The 23,110-nt window shown below is 55.6% G+C and carries 20 protein-coding genes; 13 read left to right on the top strand and 7 right to left on the bottom strand.

Annotation, left to right across the window (positions count from 1 at the left end; all coding sequences use genetic code 11):
- Window positions 1–2: 2 nt before the first annotated feature.
- Window positions 3–908, top strand: a complete 906-nt coding sequence (rfbD, locus tag LB310_RS10370; RefSeq protein ID WP_096226862.1) for a dTDP-4-dehydrorhamnose reductase — start codon at window positions 3–5, stop codon at window positions 906–908.
- Here the strand turns inward: rfbD and LB310_RS10365 are convergent.
- Window positions 905–2,746: an ABC transporter ATP-binding protein gene (locus LB310_RS10365; RefSeq protein WP_096226861.1), complete on the bottom strand. Its 1,842-nt coding sequence runs from the start codon at window positions 2,744–2,746 to the stop codon at window positions 905–907. The genes rfbD and LB310_RS10365 overlap by 4 nt on opposite strands.
- Before the next feature lie 15 nt (window positions 2,747–2,761).
- On the bottom strand, window positions 2,762–3,538 hold the full coding sequence (locus LB310_RS10360) for an ABC transporter permease (RefSeq protein WP_301155044.1): 777 nt from the start codon (window positions 3,536–3,538) through the stop codon (window positions 2,762–2,764).
- Window positions 3,539–3,831: 293 nt separating this feature from the next.
- On the opposite strand from LB310_RS10360, the gene rfbB reads away from it, so the two are divergent.
- From rfbB to LB310_RS10305, 11 genes are all read left to right on the top strand, one after another.
- Window positions 3,832–4,833: a dTDP-glucose 4,6-dehydratase gene (gene rfbB, locus LB310_RS10355; protein ID WP_096226860.1), complete on the top strand. Its 1,002-nt coding sequence runs from the start codon at window positions 3,832–3,834 to the stop codon at window positions 4,831–4,833.
- Between the two features lie 10 nt (window positions 4,834–4,843).
- Window positions 4,844–5,437 carry a dTDP-4-dehydrorhamnose 3,5-epimerase gene (gene rfbC / locus LB310_RS10350; RefSeq protein ID WP_096228554.1) on the top strand — a complete coding sequence of 198 codons (594 nt, stop codon included), beginning with the start codon at window positions 4,844–4,846 and terminating at the stop codon, window positions 5,435–5,437.
- Window positions 5,438–5,446: 9 nt separating this feature from the next.
- A complete protein-coding gene (locus tag LB310_RS10345) occupies window positions 5,447–7,231 on the top strand; it encodes a glycosyltransferase (protein WP_096226859.1) in 1,785 nt (594 codons plus the stop codon).
- 59 nt (window positions 7,232–7,290) lie between these two features.
- Window positions 7,291–9,126, top strand: coding sequence for a glycosyltransferase (locus tag LB310_RS10340; protein WP_301155043.1), 1,836 nt, complete (start codon window positions 7,291–7,293; stop codon window positions 9,124–9,126).
- 176 nt (window positions 9,127–9,302) lie between these two features.
- Complete coding sequence (locus tag LB310_RS10335) at window positions 9,303–12,215, top strand: YfhO family protein (RefSeq protein WP_096226857.1); 2,913 nt, start codon at window positions 9,303–9,305, stop codon at window positions 12,213–12,215.
- On the top strand, window positions 12,212–13,366 hold the full coding sequence (rffA, locus tag LB310_RS10330; protein ID WP_096226856.1) for a dTDP-4-amino-4,6-dideoxygalactose transaminase: 1,155 nt from the start codon (window positions 12,212–12,214) through the stop codon (window positions 13,364–13,366). Before LB310_RS10335 ends, rffA begins: the two co-directional genes overlap by 4 nt.
- 8 nt (window positions 13,367–13,374) lie before the next feature.
- The gene (locus tag LB310_RS10325) at window positions 13,375–14,307 is read left to right on the top strand and encodes a glycosyltransferase family 2 protein (RefSeq protein ID WP_096226855.1); all 933 of its coding nucleotides are present in this window, start codon (window positions 13,375–13,377) and stop codon (window positions 14,305–14,307) included.
- Complete coding sequence (locus LB310_RS10320) at window positions 14,304–15,320, top strand: NAD(P)-dependent oxidoreductase (RefSeq protein WP_096226854.1); 1,017 nt, start codon at window positions 14,304–14,306, stop codon at window positions 15,318–15,320. The genes LB310_RS10325 and LB310_RS10320 overlap by 4 nt, the downstream gene beginning before the upstream one ends.
- 11 nt (window positions 15,321–15,331) lie before the next feature.
- On the top strand, window positions 15,332–16,477 hold the full coding sequence (locus LB310_RS10315; protein WP_096228553.1) for an acetyl-CoA carboxylase biotin carboxylase subunit family protein: 1,146 nt from the start codon (window positions 15,332–15,334) through the stop codon (window positions 16,475–16,477).
- A gap of 5 nt (window positions 16,478–16,482) precedes the next feature.
- Window positions 16,483–16,866, top strand: coding sequence for an EamA family transporter (locus LB310_RS10310; RefSeq protein WP_231897330.1), 384 nt, complete (start codon window positions 16,483–16,485; stop codon window positions 16,864–16,866).
- Window positions 16,859–17,212 (top strand): multidrug ABC transporter, encoded by a 354-nt coding sequence (locus LB310_RS10305; RefSeq protein ID WP_096226852.1) that lies wholly within the window; start codon window positions 16,859–16,861, stop codon window positions 17,210–17,212. Before LB310_RS10310 ends, LB310_RS10305 begins: the two co-directional genes overlap by 8 nt.
- A 43-nt stretch (window positions 17,213–17,255) precedes the next feature.
- Here LB310_RS10305 and LB310_RS10300 read toward each other — a convergent pair whose 3' ends face one another.
- From LB310_RS10300 to LB310_RS10280, 5 genes are all read right to left on the bottom strand, one after another.
- Window positions 17,256–17,852: a sugar transferase gene (locus LB310_RS10300; protein ID WP_096226851.1), complete on the bottom strand. Its 597-nt coding sequence runs from the start codon at window positions 17,850–17,852 to the stop codon at window positions 17,256–17,258.
- A complete protein-coding gene (locus tag LB310_RS10295; RefSeq protein ID WP_301155042.1) occupies window positions 17,852–19,078 on the bottom strand; it encodes a DegT/DnrJ/EryC1/StrS aminotransferase family protein in 1,227 nt (408 codons plus the stop codon). The genes LB310_RS10300 and LB310_RS10295 overlap by 1 nt, the downstream gene beginning before the upstream one ends.
- Before the next feature lie 107 nt (window positions 19,079–19,185).
- On the bottom strand, window positions 19,186–20,496 hold the full coding sequence (locus tag LB310_RS10290; RefSeq protein ID WP_301155041.1) for a glycosyltransferase family 4 protein: 1,311 nt from the start codon (window positions 20,494–20,496) through the stop codon (window positions 19,186–19,188).
- A gap of 96 nt (window positions 20,497–20,592) precedes the next feature.
- Complete coding sequence (locus tag LB310_RS10285; protein WP_015538604.1) at window positions 20,593–21,087, bottom strand: universal stress protein; 495 nt, start codon at window positions 21,085–21,087, stop codon at window positions 20,593–20,595.
- A 27-nt stretch (window positions 21,088–21,114) separates the two neighbouring features.
- Complete coding sequence (locus LB310_RS10280) at window positions 21,115–21,480, bottom strand: Hpt domain-containing protein (protein WP_114568587.1); 366 nt, start codon at window positions 21,478–21,480, stop codon at window positions 21,115–21,117.
- Window positions 21,481–21,735: 255 nt separating this feature from the next.
- Here LB310_RS10280 and LB310_RS10275 point away from each other — a divergent pair, with 255 nt between their 5' ends.
- A complete protein-coding gene (locus LB310_RS10275) occupies window positions 21,736–23,079 on the top strand; it encodes a glutamine synthetase family protein (RefSeq protein WP_301155040.1) in 1,344 nt (447 codons plus the stop codon).
- Window positions 23,080–23,110: the final 31 nt, after the last annotated feature.

The following is a 23,110-nucleotide window of genomic DNA, read 5'->3' as shown; positions in this document are numbered from 1 at the left end:
GCTTGAATATTCTCGTTACGGGCGGGAAAGGGCAGTTAGGTAACGAGCTTCGAAGTTGTTTGGAATCCATGGCTGCAGAAATCGGTCCCATAGATCGGTTGTATGCCGATGCGCGGGTAGATTATGCAGATTACGACAATCTGGACATCTCCGATAGAGCAGCTGTGGCAGCTTGGTTCTCCGAAAAGGGTCCTTATGACCTTGTGATCAACTGCGCGGCCGTGACGAACGTTGACGGCTGTGAACGCGACGAGGCAGCAGCATTCCGAGTCAATGCATATGGAGCTGAGAATTTGGCGATTGCGTGCGAAACGTGCGGAGGTAAGTTCGTGCACGTTTCCACTGATTATGTATTTCCGGGAACTGACCCGGAACCGCGTAGCGAAAGCGATCCTGTTCGTCCTCTTTCCGCTTACGGGCGAACGAAGTGGGCGGGAGAGATTTTGGCACGTGCTGCTTGCGAACGGGCTTTCGTTGTGCGCACCGCTTGGCTTTATGGTTACGTTGGCAAGAATTTTGTAAAGACTATGATGCGCCTCGCTCATGAGAAGGGGAGGATAAGCGTCGTTTCCGATCAGTTCGGCAACCCCACGTCTGCCAATGATCTGGCGTATGAGATCCTCAAGATTGCAGCTACCGACGATTATGGTGTTTACCACTGCACCAACAAAGGTACATGCTCGTGGTTCGATTTCGCCTGCGCGGTGGTCGACGGCGCGGCGATCCCCTGTGAAAAGATACCGCTGACCAGCGTTGAATACAAAGAGCGTTTTCCTTTAAGTGCCGAGAGGCCTGCGTACTCGTCTTTATCTAACGATCATTTGGCGAAGACGATTGGCGATGAGATGCGTACGTGGCAAGATGCCTTGCGTTCGTATCTTGAGAATTTGAAAGAAGAAGAGGGTTAGTATTCAAGTTCGTAACAGAGCATCTGGAGTTCGGTTTCTCCAAGTGCCAGCTGGTTGCCTATCGAGACTATGGCCTGCAGATCGTCTTTGCGATCCCGTACGAATTGTAGGCATTGGGCTATGCTGTCCAAATTCGTATTGTCTTCAAGTAGTAATACGCTCGGTCGTTGTGAGGTGTAGCATCCGCAAGCAAGCAGCTCTGGCCATTGGGCAAGGGACAGAGTGGCGACGCAAAGTTCATCAACCCTGCCGCGTGCCCTTTTCATGCGGTCATAGACCCAAGCAGTAATGGCGAAGCATGATGCTGCTTGATTGCCGGCAGCGATACGTTCGATAGCTATTCCCTGCGAGACTATCTTGCTGTCCAACGTATCAAATGGCTCTGCACCGAATGCCACAAGGTGCGTTATCGATCCTCGAGCGAGCGTTTCTTTAAAGTCCTTGACATCGATATCCATGTTGTTCGATGCGACAAAAAGCGGACATTTAGAATCATAGAGAAACGGTGAGGCGACAAGCGATTCGGGATTGTTGTCGAGTCGAATCAAAGAGGCCTCATTGGACCAAAGCCCTCGCTTCAGGCCATACTCATACAGCTTCATTGACATATCCCAAGTGTTGCCGTCGTTGTTTTCGATCGCAGTGATGGCTGGATGCCATGGCAAGCGATGTAACACCTCGAAGGCTTTCGAAGCGCAGCGCCCGCAGTCGATTGTGATAATCTGTTCTGGCTTGTAGTCGTACAGTAGGCGTTCAGCTGCTTCTGAGAGTTCATCGGGCTTTGTTGTGATGATTGGAGCTCCAAGAGCTCCTCCCAGAGGGTTCGCCATAACTGCGTTAACATGCGTGGTTCCGCAAGCGATGATGACCGTATGGGTATCGGTATCTTTTCTTCCGCGAAGCGCCATCTTTACATTTGTTCCGTCGGCACTTTCCCCATGTATTTTGATAAGCGTATTGTCGGGTATTTCGAAATGATCAGACTCTCTAAGAGCGTCAAATACCATCTTTTCGGCTTTTGAGCTGCCGGACCTACCTCCAAGGCCGCCGTAGACGCGACAGATTGATTCTGAATCTCCCAGCATGCGTGTATGGCCCTTTTCGATCCAGATTGCTTTGTTGCATAATCGGGCTATTTGCTCGTTGCTGTGCGAGACGATGAGAACTGTAACGCCGTGCTTTTCGATAAGCTCGCTGATGCGGTCCTCGCATTTTTTCTGGAACATGAAATCGCCTACAGAGAGCACTTCGTCTACCACAAGGATTTCGGGAACGATCACGGTGGCAATGGCGAATGCAATGCGCGCCACCATTCCCGACGAATAGTTTTTAAGTGGCATGTCAAGAAACTTTTCCACTTCTGCAAAAGAGACGATTTCTTCGAAGTGCTCATCGATGAAATCTTTTGAATAGCCGAGTAACGCACCGTTAAGATAGATATTCTCTCTCGCGGATAATTCCGTATCGAATCCGGCGCCAAGCTCGATAAGGGGCGCAATGTTGCCGTTGATCTCGCAATGCCCTTTCGTAGGCTCCAAAACACCCGCGATTATTTTTAGCATTGTGGACTTACCAGATCCATTGGTGCCAATTATGCCGAAAACATCCCCCTTTTTCACAACGAACGATATGTCATCGAGCGCTGTGAACCCCTCAAAGAACAATTCCCGTCGCGCAATTTTGATGAGGTATTCCTTCAAGCTGTTCAATTGCTCGGACGCCATGTTGAAAACCATGGAAACATGGTCTACCCTGACCATGTCTGGGCGGTTATCAACGGGTTTGGAGGTCTCAGAGCTGTCGAGCGAAAGAGCCGATGTGTTAACGTTTTCAGGCATAATGATCTCTCGTCTCTAAACGTACAATATGAATTTCTTTTGCTGCTTGCGAAATACAAGTAGCCCTAAAGCGAGCGCAACGGCTCCACATCCGAAGCAGATGAGGTTTTCTGTAAGACCCGGTGTTGTTCCCCACATGGCAATCTCGCGGAAGTAAGTGACGTAATAATACATAGGGTTGAACTGTATCACGGAGACCATCCAATCGGGAAGGATCTCGATAGAGTAGAAAAGAGGTGTCGCATAGGTCCATGCCGTGAGAATGACACCCCACAAATGCATGATGTCGCGAAAAAAAACCGACAGTGCTGCGAGTAGTAAACCGAGCCCCAAGCTAAACATAAAAAGGTATGCCAAAAGCACGGGCAATAGCAAGATATTGAAAGTTGGGACAACTTGAAAGAAAACCATGACTATGGCTACCGCAATAAGAGAGATGGCGAAGTTAAGAAGGGCAAACATCACCTTCTCCAGCGGGAAGAGCATCTTGTTGATTCGTATCTTTTTTATGAGCGGAGCGGACTCGATGATGGAACCCATGGCGCCTGACGTGGCATCTGACATGAAGGTAAACAGCGTTTGTCCGAGAATCAGATAGACGGGAAACGGTTCGATGGTTCCTCGGAAAACGACCGAGAAGACTGCGGCAAGCACAATCATCATGAGCAGTGGGTTTAAAACCGACCAGGCAACGCCCAAGACGCTGCGACGATACTTGAGCTTGAAGTCCTTTGAGACAAGGGACGTGAGAATGAACCAATTGCGCTTCAACGACGTTTTCGAAAAGCTCATGTAGCTCGAAGCCCTCCCTCTTCTCCTTTTCTTATTGCGCTTGAAAAGCCGCAATTGCAGTATGATAGCATGCAATATTCGCTTTGCAGGCGTTTACATTACTTTCGCGTATCGCAACGAGAAGGGGTCGGGTTGGGGTTGGGGCGGCGGTCGGGCTGACCCCGGTAGTCGGGCTAGCAGGAGGTCCGCTCACTCATATGCCCGTTGGAGCACTTTGCGTGGAAAGTGCCATGGGTTTTGCATATTGAGTTAAAATCAGGCAAGCGTAAAACTACTATGTGCTAAGGACAGATATGAAAACATACCTTGTCACCGGCGGAGCCGGTTTCATTGGCAGCAATTTCGTACATTGGGTGATAGACAACAAGCCCGAGGTTCATGTGGTTGTGCTAGATGCATTAACCTATGCCGGTAACTTGGCGAATCTGTCCGGAATTTCCGAAGATCGCATGGCGTTCGTCCATGGGGATATTTGCGATGAGACATTAGTGGATCGCCTTGTTGGTGAAGCCGATGCGATAGTGCATTTTGCCGCGGAATCCCATAATGATAATTCCATAGCTGATCCTGCTCCGTTCGTCCGTACCAACGTCCAAGGCACGTTTACCCTCTTGGAGGCCGCTCGCAGGCATGACGTGAGGTTTCACCATATTTCAACCGATGAGGTGTACGGGGATCTTGCGCTCGACGATCCGCTGCGCTTTACCGAGGATACGCCGTATCGCCCTTCGTCTCCTTATAGCTCGACGAAGGCGGCTTCTGATATGCTCGTGCGAGCGTGGCATCGCACCTATGGGGTACGGGCAACCATATCGAATTGCTCGAATAACTATGGGCCGCGTCAGCATGTTGAAAAGTTCATTCCTCGCCAGATAACGAATGTCCTCACGGGAGTGCGTCCTAAACTTTACGGTGACGGCTTGAATGTCCGCGATTGGATTCATACGGAGGATCATTCAAGCGCCGTATGGGCCATCTTGGAGCAAGGTCGTTTGGGCGAGACGTACCTTATCGGTGCCGATGGGGAAAAAAGCAACATTGATGTTCTTCGTGCTATTCTTGAAAACATGGGAAAAGATGCGGATGATTTCGATTGGGTTAAAGACCGGCCCGGCCATGATCGTCGCTATGCCATCGACTCGACGAAGTTGCGCGAGGAATTGGGCTGGACGCCTATACATACTGATTTTGCCGAAGGCCTGAAGGCTACGATTGGGTGGTATCGCGATAACGAGGCATGGTGGCGTGACGCGAAGGATGCTGTCGAGGCCAAGTATGCCGAGCGAGGACAATAGGGAGGATAGAATGGCAGCGGGCGATACGGTTCGATCCGGCAATTTCACGTTTACCGAGACCTCTATCGAAGGTGTCATTGTTGTTGATGTCGAGTCTTTTGGCGACTCGCGCGGTTACTTTATGGAAACCTACAAGCATGCAGATTTCGTTGCCGGCGGTATCGATGCTGTGTTTGTGCAAGACAACCAATCGTCATCAGTCAAGGGCGTGCTGCGAGGCCTTCATTTCCAGAAAGAGCATCCTCAGTCCAAGTTGGTGCGTGTCGTATCGGGCGAGGTCTTCGACGTCGCTGTCGATCTTAGGCCTAATAGTCCCACTTACGGTAGATGGGAAGGGGTCTTGATCTCGGCTGAGAACCGGCGGCAGTTCTTTATCCCGCGTGGATTCGCGCATGGTTTTCTCGTGCTGTCCGACATAGCCGAGTTCTGCTATAAATGCGACGATGTCTATCATCCTAATGACGAAGGCGGTCTAATTTGGAACGATCCGGATATTGGTATCACATGGCCCGCCTTGCAAGGAGATTCCGTTTTTGATCCCACCAAGGTTGTGCTAAGCGATAAAGATAAGGTCAACGAGGGCTTCGCATCGTTGAAGCGCTAACGAGAGTGCATGAAGCGCTATCTGGGAGACAAAATGGGGATGCTGTCAAAATTGAAAGAGCGATGTTACGCCTTTGTCCATGCGGATGTGCATCCGGAGTTCTTTCCTATTGACGCATGGACCGATGCTCGCTATGCCGACTGGTTTGAGCGCCATCGAGCAAAAGGCGTGGATCTTGCGAACCAGAGAGGCTCACGCTTTTCTTGGGAGCCTACGTTTAGCTTCATAGTTCCCTTGTACAAAACTCCTCTGCCATATCTTCGTGATATGGCAGATTCGGTGTTGGGGCAGACTTACGGCAATCTCGAGCTGGTGCTGATTAACGCCTCACCGGAGGATCCCGAATTGAAAGCGGCTTTGCAGGCATATGCTAAGCTCGATGATCGAGTGAAGCTCGTTGAGCTTGAGGGCAACCGCGGCATTACCGAAAATACCAACTGTGGGTTAGCGGCCGCAGAAGGCGACTTCGTTTGTTTTTTGGATCATGACGACTTTATCGAGTCCGACACCCTGTTCGAGTATGCTTCCGCGCTAAATCGTGATAGTAGCATAGACGTTTTGTACTGCGACGAAGACATGGTTATGGAAGACAGAGGGGGTTTTCGCCATCTGAGCCCTTTGTTCAAACCATCGTTTTCTCCGGAATTGCTGCTTTCGAAAAACTATATTATGCATCTCATGACCATTCGCAGGAGCATTGTAAACGGCATGCCCGCTCCTGATGCTCGTTATGACGGATCGCAAGACTACAATATGCTGTTATATGCAACCAGTCAGGCGCGCAAGGTTTACGGTGTGCAGAAAGTGCTCTACCATTGGCGCATCAGCGACGCCTCAACGGCAACGAACCCCGATTCGAAACCTTACAGCAGAAGGTCGGCTCGACTGGCCATACAAAACCAGCTGAAGAGAGGTTCGCTCGATGCGGACATCATTGCATCTGGGGTTGCGAGCCTTTACAATCTCTGGTTTGGCGTTTCAGGCGATCAAAAGATATCGGTCGTGGTAAGGTGCGGCTGCGAAAGACTTGCTGTCGCTCGCTTCGTCGAGTGGTTTGAGCAGACGAACAGCTTCGACCGATGCGAGCTGATTATGGTTGTTCCGAATAGAGGCGTTTTGCCAGAGGAGTTCGTTGCTCAAGGGAGCTATGTTATCGCAAGCGAAGATCAAAGATTGTTTGAGTGCTTTAACAGAGGAGCGCGTTCGGCGACAGGCGATTACCTCTTGTTCATGGACGATAGTTGCTCTTTTTTAACTCCTGAGCCACTCGAGCAGCTTATCGGCATGTGCTCGCTGCGGGGCATTGGCGCAGTTGCGCCGAAAACCCTCTATGCGGACGGTATGACTAAGTGTTTTGGTATTGCGATCACTTCAAAGCGGATTATGCCGCTCTATCGTGGCTATCCTGATGACTTCCCCGGATACCAGTGTAACATGCGCGCTTTCCAGAATTGCAGCGCAGTCGGTTACCAAGGCTTGGTCACCCCTGCCAAGGCATTCTTCGAGGCAGGAGGATTCGACGAGCGGTTCGAAGGAGATGTCGGGACGGCCGACTACTGCTTGCGCCTTCGTAATTTGGGCTACCGTATCGTCCAAACGCCCACTGTCAAGGTGGAATGCGAGGAGAAGAGCCCACGAGAGCGTTATGACAACAGCCTGAACGCTCTCGATTTTTCAGAGGCAGATATTGCTTACTTCGACGAGAAATGGCCGGGTCTTCGCAGCAAGGGCGACCCGTATTTCAACAAGAACCTCGACCAGGGGTCAGGCTACTTCCAAGTTGCGTCTTTTTAGGGCTCGGGGCAAAACAAGAGCTGGGAAAAGCGTTGAGATCGTGCGAGAGTGAGATTGCTATGCAGAAGGTTCCTTTGGCTAATGTATTGGTTCGTACCGATGATTTTGCGAGCGGATATCCCGAGTTGTATTACCGCGCCGAAAGCGCTGATTACGATAAGGATACAGGTGCTCTTTCTTTTTCGGGAACGGTGGATTTTTCCACGTACTTCAATGCGCTCTCCATGGAAAAGTGGAAACGCTATACCAATGTCGGCGTGATTAAGCTTGAGCTCGAAGTTGCGGGAGATGCATGCGATATTTTTTTTGCAGAGCTTCGCGAGGGTGTCGATATCGCTTCGGTAGATTCGATGCCGCTTTTAGCGTGCGGGCAGAGTGAGGATTTTTGCTCCTATGTGTTAGAACTGCCAGAAAGCGACGCTCCGCTTGTCTCGTTCGTCATCAAATCAGGTGGAACCTCATTCGTTCGCAGTGCGAGGTTCTTCACTGAGGTTGAAGAATCTGCCGTTCGCGCGGTGCGGCTGGCGCTCTGCACCACGACTTTTCGAAAAGAAGAATTCGTCATTCCCAACATTAAGGCTATTAAGCGGGAAGTGCTCGGGAGCGATGAGCCGATTTCGAAATCTTTTCACATGTATGTTGTCGACAACGGGCGCACTCTTGATGCGGAAGATCTGAGCGATGAGGGGGTGACGGTTATCCCCAACGCCAATACCGGCGGCGCGGGCGGTTTTGCCCGTGGCATGCTGGCCGCTCTTGGAAGCAATGCTACGCATGTGTTGCTTATGGACGATGATGTTTGTGTTTCTCCTGAAAGCTTTAAACGCGCTTTTAACTTGCTATCGCTCGCTAATGAAAAGTACAGAGACGCTTTTCTGAATGGCGCCATGCTTTCGATCGATCAGCCCGCCTTGCAATACGAAGATGTCGCTTTTGTGCGAAAAGACGGTATCTATGACAAGATCAAACCTGATCTCCATGTTGATCGAATTCATGATTTGGTTAAAAACGAAACTATCGACGTAGAGGTTGCAAATGCCTATGGAGCTTGGTGGTTTTGCTGCATTCCTGTGACAGCTATTCGCAGACACGGTTTACCGCTGCCCCTGTTTATTCGCTGCGATGATGTTGAGTATGGAATGCGTTGCCAACCGACCATGATGTGCATGAGCGGGATTAGTGTTTGGCACGATAGCTTTGAAGGGCGTTTTCGCGCTTCGGTCGATTGCTATCAGTACGTACGGAACTTCTTGATCATGATTGCCGTAGATGACAAGAGCTCAGAACATATGTTTATGCTGAGGCTTTCGCGTACTTTCAACATCTACTTGCGATCCATGAATTATGAAAGCGCCGAGCTCTTGCTTGACGGATTGGAAGACTATCTTAAAGGTCCCGACTACTTGGCAAAGATCAATGGTGAAGCGCTTATGAAGCGAAACGGTGCCAAAAACGAATGCCTTGTGTCGATTACGGAGCTTGATAAGAACATAATGAGCCAAGTCGATATCGATCATGCCTATCTGGGAACCCCTGATAGACGCAACATGTTCTTGAAGTTGCTTGAAGCGATCCCCCATGACCGGCATATGCTGCCCGATGTACTTCTGTCCAGCAAGCCGGCCTCGGTTTATTACAGCCGCGGTGCTTATCCCGGCTGGAAAACCATGCGTCGAAACACACTCGTCGCCTTTGACGCTGAAGGGAAAAAGGGGCATATTCGTACCATGGATCGTGAACGGTATCTTGGCTTGAGGAAACGCTATCGCTCTTTAAAACGCGAGTATGCAGTGCGCAAAAAAGAGGTGGCATTGGAGTATCGCAACGCCTTGCCTTATCTTACTTCCGAAGAATTCTGGCATTCTTACCTCGGCCTTGAGGATGAAAGCCGATGATGGTCTCTCCCGGTCATCCGGGCTTTCAGCGCATTCTCCTGCTTTGGGCGGGACAAGATTAGCATTATAGAATAGAATACCAGAGTTGGAGAGCTGGCAAGGAGGCATGGGGTGGTTATCCTTTCTATCGCTAAGGCGATGTGGTTCGGTGCGTACTTTAGCGGGCGCAGTTTCGTATGAGAGCGCACTTCAAGGCTTGGCTGGAGGCATTTGAAGGAACGACCAGCAAGCGATCGTACTTCGCTGCATATACCATCGTATTTTTGATTTTGTTCTTCGCTATGTCTTTCAGCTTCCTTTTTGCAGGCAAGGGTTTCATCTGGAATGTTGACGGGCTTGAGCAGCAGTATGTCTTCTTCGCCTACGAAGGTGAGTGGTTGCGTGAGCTTTTATACAATATCTTCGTGGCAAGGACCGGTGTCGTTCCTGTTTGGTCTTTGGAGATAGGCTACGGCGCAGATGTCATCATGACGCTTCTTCCAAGCCTGGGCGACCCATTGAACCTGCTGTCGGTGCTCGTTCCCATGGAATACGCAGATCTTGCCTTGAATGCCTCCGTTCCGCTGCACTTGTATCTTGCTGGTCTTGCCTTTTCGGGTTTCTGCTTTTACCGTGCCAAGGATCGCTTTTCGGTACTCGTATCTTCGATGGTGTATGTTTTTAGCGGGTATACGCTGCTGGCGTTTTCGCAGATATTCATGCTCTATCCACTTCTCTTGGGCCCTTTGGTGGTGTGGGGCATCGAGAAGGTGCTTGCTCGGGAGAGTCCTCTGCTATTTATAGGGGCAATGGCCCTCTGCTTCTTGAAATCAGTTACTACAGCCTATGCCGTTTGCCTTCTGCTTGTAGTGTACTGCCTTGTCCGCTACGCTTTCTTGCCCGAAAGGAAGCATGTGGGAGGGTTTTTGAAATGGCTCATGAAAATTTGCGGATTGATTCTCGTTGCAGCGATGATTGGTGCCGTCCTATTTGTACCCGGTGTTTTGACGATCCTGGGGGAGGGTCGCCTTGGGCTAGATCGTCCGGAGGCCCTGCTATACCCCATTGGCTACTATGTCAAGCTGGTGCTCGGGTTTGGGAGCCTGTCAGATGTCGGCGCCGATTGCTCGTACGGATTCGCCGCAGTTGCGCTTTTGGCGGTGTTTCTTTTGTTCGGAAAGGGCGCGGCAAAGACCCGTGGGAGTTCTGTCGCTGAGCGCAGGTTTTTGCGGGTGATCTTCATCGTGCTCACCGTGTTTCTCTGCTTGCCGCTGATTGGCAAGGTCTTCAACGGCTTTGCCTATCCAAACAACCGGTGGGTGTGGGCATACGTTCTGTGCGTTGCCTACATCGTTGCTGCGATGCTTCCTGATTGTTTGAACATGGAAAAGGGGAGAAGTGCGGCCGCCGTAAAGGGCTCCGTTGCTTATGCCTTCGTGGTAGCCTTCGTGCTCTTTCCCTTCACGACGAAAGAGGCTTTGTTCGGCGTTGCGATGTTGCTCGTATTGCTCGTTGCTCTTGCGGGAACTTTCTGCACCCTGACTGGCAAAAAGGCGGCAGTGCTTCTGTCGCTGCTGGCTTGCGTCTGTTTCTTCTACAACGGCTATGGGTCGCAGTTTGTCGCTTCCGGCGGCAATCGGGTTGCAGGTCAGGTTGGACTTGGTCGTTCTCACGATGTTCTTGTCGAGAATAATCCTACGACACTTGTTTCTCGTACAGGGGACGATTCTTTCTGGCGGTATGACTCTGCCGAAGTCGTGCAGTACCTCAACAGCAACATGGTTCAGCGACTGAAATCGCCCCTGTTTTACGACAGCTATTACAACGATCTTGTCGATGAATACCATACAGGTTTGGGTCTAGCAGCAAGTTCCATTAACTTTATGTACGCCGGACTTGATTCGCGTACGCCGCTTGAGGCTCTCGCCGGCGTAAAATACTTTGTGACTCCCGATGAATCTGATGATCTTATTCCTCCGTTGTTCGACACTACGGTATTTGAAGGGGAAGCCGAGGGATCGATATTTCGAGTTTCCCAGACGGACTCCTATCTGCCTCTGGTATTTACGTACGATAAAGTTATCGATCGGACGGTCTATGACGAATTGGATCCGTCCCGAAAACAGCAAGCTTTGCTCCAGGGGGCGGTGGTGGAATCTTCTTCTTCGCCGCTCGAAGATGCGAACTTGGTTTTCACTGAAGAACGGTTGGGTTTCAAACTGGAGAGCCTTGACGGAACTCCAATTGTCGCGGGTGGGGGGAAAGAAGATGAAACCGGCTTCTCTTATGATGGGGAAAGATTCACCGTTTACCGTGCGGATACGCGTATAGTGCTTGATGTGCAGGTGCCACCTGACGTTGATGCGTATGTCGCTATAGCGGGCCTTTCGTATCGCGACTTGCTTCCGTCCGAACGATTGACAGGGAGCGAGCGTGCTGAGACTCCCCTATATCGCAAGCAGCAGCTCGCCTTCCAAGATATAGTCTATGGCGTGGGTACGGTGGATGCAAAAGTGAGGTTGAGTTTGGCTGGCGTCGAAAAAACAATCTGGAATCCTACGAACGCGAGCCATTTATACGGAGGTAAAGACGAGTGGCTCGTCAACATGGGCTATTCCAATGAGCCGCGCCAGCGGATCGAGCTTATTTTCCAAGATCCCGGTGTTTACTCATTCGACGATCTTCAAGTACTTGCCCAGCCAGTTGATTGCTACGAATCCCAGATCCAGCAGCTTAAAGACGCTGGCGCAGACAAGGTGGCCGATGTGCGGTTCGACGGCTCGACGCTCTCGTGCAGGGTATCGATTGAGAACGATCCACGGCTGGTATATTTTATGGTCCCCTTCTCAAAAGGGTGGACCGCACAGGTTGATGGACGGCCCGCTGAATTGTTACAAGCTAACGTAGCTTTCATGGGTATCGAACTTGGCGAAGGAGTCCATGAGGTTGTTTTGCACTATGAAACGCCTGGTTTGAAGGCAGGTGTCGTACTCACTGCATTGGGTATAGTGGTTTGTGCTGTCGCTATGCTTGCTCGGAGAAGGCTGTTTTCAAGTCATACCAAAAGGCATATGGACTTATCCGCGACCGATAAGGGAGCGCAACAGTGATCAACTTCAACGAGCCCCCGTTCGTGGGGACTGAGTTTGTCTATCTCGAGCAGGCGATCAGGAACAAGAAGATATGCGGTGACGGAGTTTTTACGAAGCGATGCAACGCGTGGCTGGAAGACTGCACCGGAGCCCAAAAGGCCCTTTTGACCACCAGCGGGACGGCTGCGCTTGAAATGGCTGCTCTATTGTGCGATATCGAGCCGGGAGACGAGGTTATTCTTCCCAGCTACACGTTCTCGTCTACGGCGACAGCGTTCGTTTTGGCTGGCGCACGCCTCGTATTCGTTGACATACGTCCCGACACGATGAATATTGATGAACGCATGATCGAGGCGGCTGTCTCCGACAAGACAAAGGCAATCGTCGTGGTGCATTACGCCGGCGTTTCTTGCGAAATGGATGCGATCATGGATTTGGCATCTGAGTATAACCTTCGGATTGTCGAAGATGCTGCGCAGGGTATCATGAGTTTATACAAAGGAAGACCTCTCGGCAGCATTGGTGATTTCGGATGTTACTCTTTCCACGAGACGAAAAACTACTCGATGGGCGAAGGCGGAGCTCTGCTGATTGCTGACGAGAAGCACAATGAGCCCGCAGAGGTGCTGCGCGAAAAAGGCACCAACCGTTCCCGTTTTTTCCGTGGGCAGGTAGACAAGTATACTTGGGTTGGCTACGGCAGCAGTTATCTGCCGAGCGATTTAAATGCGGCATACCTATGGGCTCAGCTGGAACGCGCCGATGATATCAATGAGAATAGGCTCGCAATATGGAATCGTTATTATCATGCGTTTGTCGACTTGGCCGACCAAGAAATAATTTCTCTACCCGTCGTACCTAAGGAATGTGTTCACAATGCCCATATGTTTTACATGAAATGTAGGGGATTGAGCGAACGTACTGCGCTTATCGCCTATCTGAGAGATAGGGATGTCCAGTCTACGTTCCACTACATCCCGCTGCATTCGGCACCGGCTGGGCGAAAGTTCGGACGTTTTGCGGGAGACGATGTCTATACGACGGCCGAGAGCGAACGAATTGTCAGATTGCCGATGTATTACGGGCTGGCGGAAGAAGATCAGGACCGGGTGATAGAGGCGGTTCGAGCATTCTTCGCTTCTTCTTTGACTAGCAAAAGAAAGGAATAGGGGAGATCGTGCTCATTTCTGTTGTAGTGCCGGTATACGGATGTCGAGCCGCTTTGCCTGAGCTCTGCCGGCGTCTTGCCGTCACATTCGTAGGCATGGGCGCTCGTTACGAGATCATCTTGGTCGACGATCGTTGCCCGCAGAACTCATGGGAGGAGATCGAGGGGCTGTGCGCCGAAGATGAGCATGTGGTAGGCGTAAGGCTTTCTCGCAACTTCGGTCAAATCAGAGCTATCACGGCTGGACTCGATCTGTGCAAGGGCGACTGGGTCGTTGTGATGGACTGCGATTTGCAGGACAGACCGGAGGCGATACCTCAGCTTTTTGAAAAAGCTCAAGAAGGATACGATGTGGTCTTTGCGCGCCGCGTGGAACGTAAAGACACAGGACTGACGAAGTTGTTATCCAAGGCGTTCTACAAGGCGTACGAGTATTTCACCGACGGCGCATACGATAGCTCATTGTGCAATTTCAGCGTATCGCGCCGTATCGTCATCGACAACTATCTTCGTATGCGGGAGCACAACCGCGGATACACCATGTTCATCAAGTGGCTAGGTTTCAGGCAGGCCGCTATTGAGATTGAAGGGGATGAGCGCTTCGAAGGTAAGTCTTCCTATAATTTCTCAAAGAAAATGCGTATGGCTTTCGAGTTGATTACCGCTCAATCGAACAAGCCCCTTCGGTTTGCGGTTAACGTTGGCTTCGCCATAGCCCTGCTTTCATTCGCCTATCTGCTCTACAATGTAATCAGGTATTTTATAGATGGATCGGCTCCTGTCGGCTGGACGAGCACTATCGCCTCCATATACCTTATGGGCGGACTCACGCTCTCCGCTATTGGCGTAGTCGGCATTTACATAGGCAATATCTTCACCGAAGTGAAGAATCGGCCCCTGTACGTCGTAGCGGAAATATTGAATGGAAAGGAGCGACCATGATCGTGGTAATCGGAGCAACGGGCTTCATCGGCATGTACACCGTCGACGAGTTGATTAAGGCAGGAAAAGATGTCGTTGCGACGGGACGGAACGAGCGACTGGGCGCGAAGCTGGAAGATATGGGAGCTCGGTTCGTTCGCTTGGATATGACCAAGCCTGAAGATTTCGACCTGCTTCCGACCGAAGGTGTCGAGGGAGTTCTGCTGCCGGCGGGATTGCTGCCAGCCAATGCGACGGCTGACTTGGAGGACGAGGAGAACGCTGCCGATTATTTTGAGGTCAATGTTATCGGCACGATCAATGTTCTTGAATACTGTCGTAAAAATGGCATCAAGAAGATCATATCGACGTGCAGTTATTCTGACGTATCCGGCGCTTGGGGCAAGGGCTATGCTATCACCGAAGACGAGCCACGTGATTTCAAGTTCACTGGCGACCATTCTGTGTACGTCATCAGCAAGAATGCTGCCAACGACGTGATCGAATACTACAACCAGCAGCACGGTCTGCAGGGGTCGGTGTTCCGTTTGCCGCCCGTGTACGGCGTCGGGCCCCATGGGACTATCCTTGTCAACGGTAAGCCGTACAAATCGGGCATCGCCACGTTCATCGACAATGCGGAGGCGGGGCTCGACATCGAGCTCTGGGGCGATCCCCACATAACGCGCGATATCGTTTACGTGAAAGACGTGGCCCGGGCTTTTCGGTTGGCACTCGAAAGCGATGCTGCCCGAGGGTTGTACAACATGACGAGTGGAACCAGTCTCGATCTTGAGGATCAAGCTAAAGCCGTGATAGAGGTGTTCGGCAAAGGCAAGGGGTCGCGAATAGTATACCGGCCCGACAAACCCAACAACACACCCTCGTTTCTCTACGACATGTCGAAGGCGAAGCGCGATTTCGGCTTCGAGCCCCGCTTCACGAACTATGTCGAGATGATGAGGGATTACAAAGCTGAATTGGAGAGCGGGCGCTGGGAGCTGCTCGAGGAATCCGGCAAAGCGAAGGGTTAGGTGTGGATACCATGGGCAAGCAGCTTGCCATCATAGGAGCGTCCCATTTTCAGAATCCTTTGATCGAGAAGGCGAAGGAAATGGGCTGCGAGACTCACGTATTCGCATGGCGGGCAGGCGATGTCGGTGAACGTACGGCGGACCACTTCTATCCAGTGAGCATTACGGAAAGAGATGCCATTTTGGAACAGTGTCGACAGATTGGCATCGATGGCATTTGCAGTATTGGCTCAGATTTGGCGAATATCACGGTGGGTTATGTCGCTGAGGCTCTAGGTCTTACGGGCAACCCGACCGCTGTCGTCGCGCGATCGACCGACAAGCACCTCATGCGGAAAACGTTCGCTTCCTGCGGAGACCCTTCGCCGAAGAGCGTGTTGGTTGAGGGTGACTCGCGCGACGGACTGTCCGAGCTTGCGTATCCCCTTATTGTCAAGCCTGTTGATCGCTCGGGAAGCCGGGGCATTACCAAGCTTGAGTCTGCGGAAGGTCTCGAAGCCGCTTTAGAGGCGGCGTTTTCCGAGGGATTCTCGAAACGCGCTGTTGTCGAGGAGTTCGTTGCAGGGGAGGAGTTCAGTGTCGAGTTCGTGTCATGGGAGGGCGAGCATAGCTTCTTGGCGTTGACCAAGAAATTTACAACGGGCGCCCCCCATTTTATCGAGACTGGCCATTTGGAGCCCGCTTCCATCGACGAGGCGCTTCTCGTTCGTGTCGTTCAAGTTGTGAAGCGTGCGCTCGATCATCTCGGTGTGCGTTGTGGGGCCTCGCACGCCGAGGTCATGGTGGACGCCGATGGCGACGTGTGGCTCATCGAGATCGGTAGCCGCATGGGTGGCGACTGCATCGGAAGCGATCTTGTCCGCTTGTCGACGGGTATCGATTACACCGGCGCCGTCGTCGATATCGCTTTGGGCAACAAGCCCGACCTGGAGCCAAAAGATCCTTCCGGATGCGCCTTGGTTCGTTTCGTTGTCGGTCAGGAGGATATCGATGTGCTCCATCGTCTTCAGGTTAAAGCCCCTGAGCTGATCGAGTATGTCAGCCCAATCGAGGAGCCGTCATGTAAAGTGCGTGACAGTTCGACCCGGTTCGGCTACTACATCATGAGAGCTGCGACGATCGAGCGATTGCGGCCTTACCTGCCTCGCGCGATGTGATGCTTGTGAAACATTCGAAACTCAAGACGCTCCTCGTGCTGCACGTCCTGCTCATGGTGTACTCGGTGAGCGGCATCTTCAGCAAGCTCGCTTCGCAGCAAAATGTTTTCAGCTGGCAGTTCGTGGCATGCTATGCGGCCATCTTGGGTTTGCTCGGCTTGTATGCCATTGGGTGGCAACAAATCATCAAGAGGCTCCCTTTGACCACAGCGTTCGCCAATCGGGCGGTTGCGGTTGTCTGGGGCATCATCTGGGGCGTGGTGTTTTTTGGAGAGACCGTTACGGTTAGCAAGATAGCGGGAGCCGCCCTTGTCATTTGCGGAGTGGCCTTGTTCGCTAAAGCCGACGGCGAGGACGCTGGAGGGAAAGGCGAGCTTGTCGATGGATAGCACGGTCCTGCTGTATTCTTGCGTTCTGCTTCTAGGTGTTTTCATCAGCTCGATATCGCAAGTTATGCTGAAAAAGGCTGCTTTAAAAGAATACGACAGCCCAATTAAAGAGTACCTGAACCCTTTGGTCGTATTCGCCTACGTGCTCTTCATAGGCACGACGTTCCTCTCGATACTGGCGTACCGAGGTATTCCTTTGTCTATGGGACCCATACTCGAGGCAACAAGCTACGTTTACGTTACCGTTTTCGGAGTCACCATATTCAAGGAGAAGATGACTAGAAAAAAGCTCGTGGCGCTCGGACTTATTCTTGCTGGCATTTGCGTGTATTCTTTCGGGCGATGAACCTCGCTCCGCTGCTAGTTTATGGCGGAAGGCGAGAAGCCTATCATTCTCCATCCTCCACGAACACGCCCTCCTGCTTGAACACCGTGGAGAATGTCTTGAAGAAAATCTTCACGTCGAGCGGGAAGCTCATGGTGCGCACGTATTCCACGTCCATCTTCAGCCGGTCGTGCCAGGGGAGCGAGTTGCGGCCGTAGACGGCGGCGTAGCCGGTGATGCCGGGCTTTACGGTGAGCTTCAGCCCTTCGTCGCCCTCGTAGAGCTCGGTCTCGCGGCGCAGGTCGGGGCGGGGGCCCACCACGCTCATGTCGCCCTTCAGCACGTTCAGGAACTGGGGCATCTCATCCAGGCTCGTCTTGCGCATGAAGGCGCCCACGCGGGTCATGCGGGGGTCGTCGGCGCCGTTGTAGGTGGAGCCGTCCTCCATGACCAGGTCGGGGGCGTTCACGCGCATGGAGCGCAGCTTGTACATCTTGAAGTCGCGGCCGCCAAGCCCCACGCGTGGGGCGTTGTAGAAGACCGGGCCCTTGTCCTCGAAGTGGATGAACGGTGCCAGCACCGCTATGATCAGCAGCACGAACGGCAGCGCCACCACGCCGATCACCAGGTCGCACACGCGCTTTCCGAACTTCGCGTACATCAGCGGACACCCTCCGCCTCAAGCGCGTCCCAGGCGCGGTGGAAGGCCCCCACGACGTAGTCCACGTCGTCATCCGAGAGCAGCGTGTGAAGGGGCAGCGTGACCTCGTTCTCGAACTGTGCGCGGGCGTTCGGGAAGTCGTCGATGTCGAAGCCGAGATCGCGGTAGGCGGTGAGCATGGGCAGCGGCTTGTAGTGAACGTTCGCCGATACGCCGGCGTCGGCAAGCCGCTCGATGAGCGCGTTGCGGAACTCCGCGCTTTTGCCAGGTAGGCGCACGAGCATCAGGTGCCCGCTCGAGGCGAAGTCCTCGCCGTAATGCTGCAGCATGTCGACGCCCAGGTCGGCCAAACCGTTCTCGTAGCGCCCCACGAGCTCGCGCCGGCGCGCGAGCAGGGTGGGGTAGCGGCGCATTTGCGCCAGCCCCAAGGCCGCTTGGATGTCGGTCATGTTGCATTTCCAGCCGGGATAGGCGACGTCGTACTCCCAGGCGCCGGCGCGCGTCTTCGACAGCGCGTCCTTCGTCTGGCCGTGAAGCGACATGAGCATGAACTGGTTGTAGAGCTCGTCGGAGTCGAAGGCGCCCGCGCGCCATGCCAGCGCGCCGCCCTCGGCGGTGGTGAGGTTCTTCACGGCATGGAACGAGAACGCGGTGAAGTCGGCGACGGAGCCCGAGGGGCGCCCGTCCTGCACGGCGCCGAGCGAGTGCGCCCCGTCGGCCAGCACCGCCACGCGCCCGATCGCCCGCTGCAGGTCGGTGGCGGGCGTCCAGCGGCTGCCCACGCTCTCGAGGGCGGCGAAGAGCCGGCCGTAGTCGACCATGCAGCCGGCAATGTCCACGGGGATGACCGCTCGCGTGCGCTCGGTCACGAGCGACGCCAGCGTGTCGTAGTCCATCTCGTAGGAGTCCGGGGCCACGTCGCACAAAACCGGCGTCGCACCCACGTGGCAGATGACCGAGCACGAGGCCGTGTAGGTGTAGGCGCTCGTGATGACCTCGTCGCCCGGCCCTACGCCCAGGGCACGCAGCGCGCACTCGAGGGCGGCCGTGGCCGAGGAGAACGAGGCCACGCGATCGGCGCCCGTGAAGGCCGCCAGCTCGCGCTCGAACTCCTTCGTCTTGGGTCCGGTGGTTATCCAGCCGCTTGTCAGCGTGTCTACAACCTCGTCGATCTCGGCCTGCGTGATGTCAGGCGGGGAGAACGAAACGCGTCTCTGCTCGGTCAAGATATCGCTCCTTGCTTCATGGCACGGCAAGCGCGCCCTTGCCTGCGGCGCGCCGAAACTCATATTCTCGCGCGCCGCCACCGTTTTGGCGAGGCGCTCAACCAAAATCACAGCAGTGTGCGCAGCAAATCCACGATCGCGCGGTACGAGCGCGGCTGGTCGAACTCGCGCTCGGCCACGGCGCGTCCTTTCGCCCCCATGATCTTGCGCAGCGACGCGTGCCCGGCGAGCTTCGCTATCTCGTCGGCGAGCGCGCGCGGATCCTCCGCCTCTACGTTCATGCCGAAGCCGTCGGCGGAGACCTTCGAGCGGAACTCGGGGCTCGAGCCCGTGTTGACCATGGGCTTGCCGCTGGCCAGGTAGTCGCCGATCTTCGTGACGATGCTCTGCGCGGCGGACTTCACCAGCGAGTTCACCACGATATCGGACGCGCACAGGTAGGCTGCCATGTGCTCGTAGTCCTGGTAGCCGAGGAAGTCGGCGGGGGCGTCCAGCTCGGCGGCCAGCGCCTGGAGCTTCTCGCGGTCGGGCCCGTCGCCGAGCACCTTCACGCGCACGGGCGGGATCGCCTGCCCTGCCGGGCCGGCCGGCGCGCCCGTGCGCACGAGCCGTTCCTGCTCGAGCAGTGCGGCGGCCCTCACGAGCGTGGCCACGTCGTAGCTCGCGCCGAGCGTCCCCGCGTACGTGACCCAGATCTCGTCGGCGGGCTTCTCTATCGCGTCGGCGAAGCGGCTCGCGCCTGCGTCGAAAGCGGCCAGGTCGTTGCCCACGTAGACGGTCACGTGGGGGTAGGGGCGCTGCCGGTCCTTCCCGGGGCGGGCAGCGTACTCGTCGGAGGTGCCCACGGCGCCGGAGAGCAGCTGGTAGACGCGCTTCGCGTCGCGCGCGAACGGGTAGAACGCCACATCGCTCACCACGGGGATGTCCACCACCATGCGCATGGCCTCGGGCCACAGGTCGTTGATGTCGGCCACGAAGGGGATGCCCTGCGCCTCGGCCGCCTCGGCGCAGACGCGCGCGACGTCGTTGGGCGGGATCTCCGCGTACACAAGATCGTAGGCGCCGGCGTTCTTTGCGAAGTGCTCGCGCAGGTTCTTGGCGGCAACGCGGTGGCTGCGGATGCGCCCGAGGTCGAGGTTCTTCGTGTAGCCCGGCTCCTCGATGAACACGATGCGGTAGGGAAGGCCCTGGTAGCAGGGCTTCGAGCAATCGCGCTGCGCCTTCTCCCAATGCTGGAACGTGGACGTGACGAGGTCGACGGCGAAGCCCTCGCGCGCGAGCAGCTCCGAGAGGAAGCGGAAGCGCGTGTAGCCGCGCATCTCGTCGCCCAGCTTCACGCCCATCGTCACGACGGCGATGCGCTTGGGTGCGCGCGCGGCGCTCTCCGCCGGTTTCTTCTGCTGGGTCAAGGTATCCATAACCGGGCCATTATACCAAGGGAGGGCGAAAGGCCGGCCGAGAACCCGCAAGGCAGCCGGCTGCTCCACAAGAACAGAAGGCCCGGGCAGCCCGCGCTACTCCTTCTCCGCTTCCTTCGCTATCAGCACCGGCACGTCCGCCGAGCGCAGGACGCCGTAGCTCACGCTGCCCAGCATGCCGCGCAGCACGCCCAGGCCGCGGGAGCCCATGACGATGAGGTCGCAGCCGTGGTCGTGGGCGTAGTCGTTGATGCCGTCCACGACGGACGGGGCGTTCACGGCAAGCACCTGCACGGGGTTCGGCAGCCCGTCGAGCAGGGTGCCGATCGCCGCGCCCATGTCCTCCTTCTCGCGGGCGAGCGCCGCCTCGACGAGCTGCTTGTACAGGTCGGGGTCGACCGTGAGCGGCGGGACGCTCTGGTAGGGGTTCGCCTCCAGGCCGAGGGAAGGCGGCATCTCCGAGAGGAAGATGATGCCGACGACGTGCAGCTGGATGGCCGGGTCCTCCTCGGCGAGGCCCTTGGCGATCTCGAGCGCGTGGACGGCGTGCGCGGACTTGTCGAACGGTACGAGGATGTTGGAGAACTTCATCGGTGCCACCTTTCGTGGAATCGCAGGTCAGCGCGCGTCGCGCAGCGAGCTCAAAGCGGAGACGACGGCCGCGTGCGCGCTGCGGACGGGATCCATGAGCGCCGTCGCCCCTGCGAGGTCGCCCTCGCGCAAGGCTGCGTTCACCTTGCTCGCCGCCTCGTACAACGCGGCGAACGAAAGATTTCCTGCAACGCCCTTGAGCGTATGGGCCTCGCGGACCGCCGTGTCCACGTCGCCGCCAGCCAATGCCTGCTCGAGCGCGGCGAAGTGCGTGTCGTCGAGGAACTTCAGGGCAAGGCGCTCGTAAAGCTCCGCGTTGCCGCCGAAGCGCTCCATCGCCCCGTCGTAGTCGATGCCGTTTCTTTTCAACGCTTCCGCGTATTCTGCCATCATGGTTGCCTTGCCTCTCGTTTCGCGTGCCTCGTCCGTCCAGGGCGCTCGGCCGCAGGCGGATTCTAAAGTATAACCTTCCGGCGTGGCGAATGGGGCGCGCCTCCCATCCGTCACGCGCGCGTTACCGACCGGTTCGCGAAAGGCAGGCAAGGGGGCGAAGGGCCTTCCCGCCACCTCGCCGCATGGCCGGGGCGTTGCGTAACGAGACCGAAACATCGCGGGTTATAATGGTAGCTTGAGAGAAAGGATGCGCCCATGACCGCGAACCCCGACCAGGACTTCGTCCTTAAGACCATCAAGAGCCGCGACGTTCACTTCGTGCGCTTCTGGTTCACCGACGTGCTGGGCGCCATGAAGTCGTTCGCCGTCGTGCCGGGCGAGCTCGAGGACGCGCTCGCCGACGGCATGGGCTTCGACGGCAGCTGCATCGAGGGATTCTGCCGCACGCAGGAGTCCGACATGCTCGCGTACCCCGACGCCTCCACGTTCCAGGTGCTGCCCTGGCGCCCCGAGTCCAACGCGGTCGCCCGCATGTTCTGCGACGTGCGCACGCCCGACGGCCTGCCGTTCGAGGGCGACCCGCGCCACGTGCTCGCGCGTACGGTGGGGAAGGCCCGGGAGATGGGCTATGTGTTCAACGTGGGCCCGGAGCTGGAGTTCTACTACTTCAAGGGGCCCGAGGGCACCGAGGTGCTCGACCGCGGCGGCTACTTCGACCTCACGAGCCTCGACTACGCCTCCGACCTGCGCCGCGACACGGTGCTCACACTGGAGAAGATGGGCATCCCCGTGGAGTACAGCCACCACGAGAACGGGCCCTCGCAGCACGAGATAGACCTGCGCTTCGCCGATGCGCTGTCCATGGCCGACGCGGTGATGACGTACAAGCTGGTGGTGAAGGAGATAGCGCTTAAGCACGGCGTGTACGCCTCGTTCATGCCCAAGCCCATAGCGGGCGAGCCGGGCAGCGGCATGCACGTGCACCAGAGCCTGTTCGACCTCGACGGCAACAACGCGTTCTTCGACGCGTGCGACCCCCAGGGCTACCGCCTGTCGGACGTGGCGAAGCGCTATATCGCGGGCATCTTGAAGTACGCGCCCGAGTTCTGCCTGGTCACGAACCAATTCGTGAACTCTTACAAGCGCCTCGTCTGCGGGGGCGAGGCCCCCACGTACCTGTCGTGGGCGAGCCGCAACCGCTCCACGCTCGTGCGCATACCCGGCTACCGGCCCGACCGCGAGGACGCCTGCCGCATCGAGCTGCGCAGCCCCGACCCCGCCGCGAACCCCTACCTGGCCTTCGCCGCCATGCTGGCGGCGGGGCTCGCGGGCATCGAGGAGGGGCTGGAGCTGCAGCCCCCCACCGAGGACCAGGACCTGTTCGCGCTCTCGCGCCAGGATCTGCGCCGCCAGGGCATCCAGACGCTTCCCGAGAGCTTGGGCGAGGCCGTGGAGCTGTTCGCTGGGTCCGCGCTCATGCGCGAGACGCTGGGCGACCACATCCACTCCTACCTCGTGGCCGCCAAGCGCGCCGAGTGGAACGAGTACCAGGGCAACGTGAGCGCGTGGGAGCGCGACCGCTACCTGGCGGTGCTGTAGCCGTGGCCATGACGGACGGTCGGAGGCCTTG

The sequence above is a fragment of the Gordonibacter sp. RACS_AR49 genome, from assembly GCF_030418435.1.
Classification (GTDB): Bacteria; Actinomycetota; Coriobacteriia; order Coriobacteriales; family Eggerthellaceae; genus Gordonibacter; species Gordonibacter urolithinfaciens.
Note: the sequence above shows the minus strand (reverse complement) of the source record. Positions and strands in the feature narration are given on the sequence as shown.

What these genes read in the sequence shown, in the direction of transcription:
- LB310_RS10365 (WP_096226861.1), bottom strand. Translation starts at nt 2,746, where the DNA reads ATGCCTGAAAACGTTAACACATCGGCTCTTTCGCTCGACAGCTCTGAG.
- LB310_RS10360 (WP_301155044.1), bottom strand. Translation starts at nt 3,538, where the DNA reads ATGAGCTTTTCGAAAACGTCGTTGAAGCGCAATTGGTTCATTCTCACG.
- rfbB (WP_096226860.1), top strand. Translation starts at nt 3,832, where the DNA reads ATGAAAACATACCTTGTCACCGGCGGAGCCGGTTTCATTGGCAGCAAT.
- rfbC (WP_096228554.1), top strand. Translation starts at nt 4,844, where the DNA reads ATGGCAGCGGGCGATACGGTTCGATCCGGCAATTTCACGTTTACCGAG.
- LB310_RS10345 (WP_096226859.1), top strand. Translation starts at nt 5,447, where the DNA reads ATGAAGCGCTATCTGGGAGACAAAATGGGGATGCTGTCAAAATTGAAA.
- LB310_RS10340 (WP_301155043.1), top strand. Translation starts at nt 7,291, where the DNA reads ATGCAGAAGGTTCCTTTGGCTAATGTATTGGTTCGTACCGATGATTTT.
- LB310_RS10335 (WP_096226857.1), top strand. Translation starts at nt 9,303, where the DNA reads ATGAGAGCGCACTTCAAGGCTTGGCTGGAGGCATTTGAAGGAACGACC.
- LB310_RS10320 (WP_096226854.1), top strand. Translation starts at nt 14,304, where the DNA reads ATGATCGTGGTAATCGGAGCAACGGGCTTCATCGGCATGTACACCGTC.
- LB310_RS10315 (WP_096228553.1), top strand. Translation starts at nt 15,332, where the DNA reads ATGGGCAAGCAGCTTGCCATCATAGGAGCGTCCCATTTTCAGAATCCT.
- LB310_RS10305 (WP_096226852.1), top strand. Translation starts at nt 16,859, where the DNA reads ATGGATAGCACGGTCCTGCTGTATTCTTGCGTTCTGCTTCTAGGTGTT.
- LB310_RS10300 (WP_096226851.1), bottom strand. Translation starts at nt 17,852, where the DNA reads ATGTACGCGAAGTTCGGAAAGCGCGTGTGCGACCTGGTGATCGGCGTG.
- LB310_RS10290 (WP_301155041.1), bottom strand. Translation starts at nt 20,496, where the DNA reads ATGGATACCTTGACCCAGCAGAAGAAACCGGCGGAGAGCGCCGCGCGC.
- LB310_RS10285 (WP_015538604.1), bottom strand. Translation starts at nt 21,087, where the DNA reads ATGAAGTTCTCCAACATCCTCGTACCGTTCGACAAGTCCGCGCACGCC.
- LB310_RS10280 (WP_114568587.1), bottom strand. Translation starts at nt 21,480, where the DNA reads ATGATGGCAGAATACGCGGAAGCGTTGAAAAGAAACGGCATCGACTAC.
- LB310_RS10275 (WP_301155040.1), top strand. Translation starts at nt 21,736, where the DNA reads ATGACCGCGAACCCCGACCAGGACTTCGTCCTTAAGACCATCAAGAGC.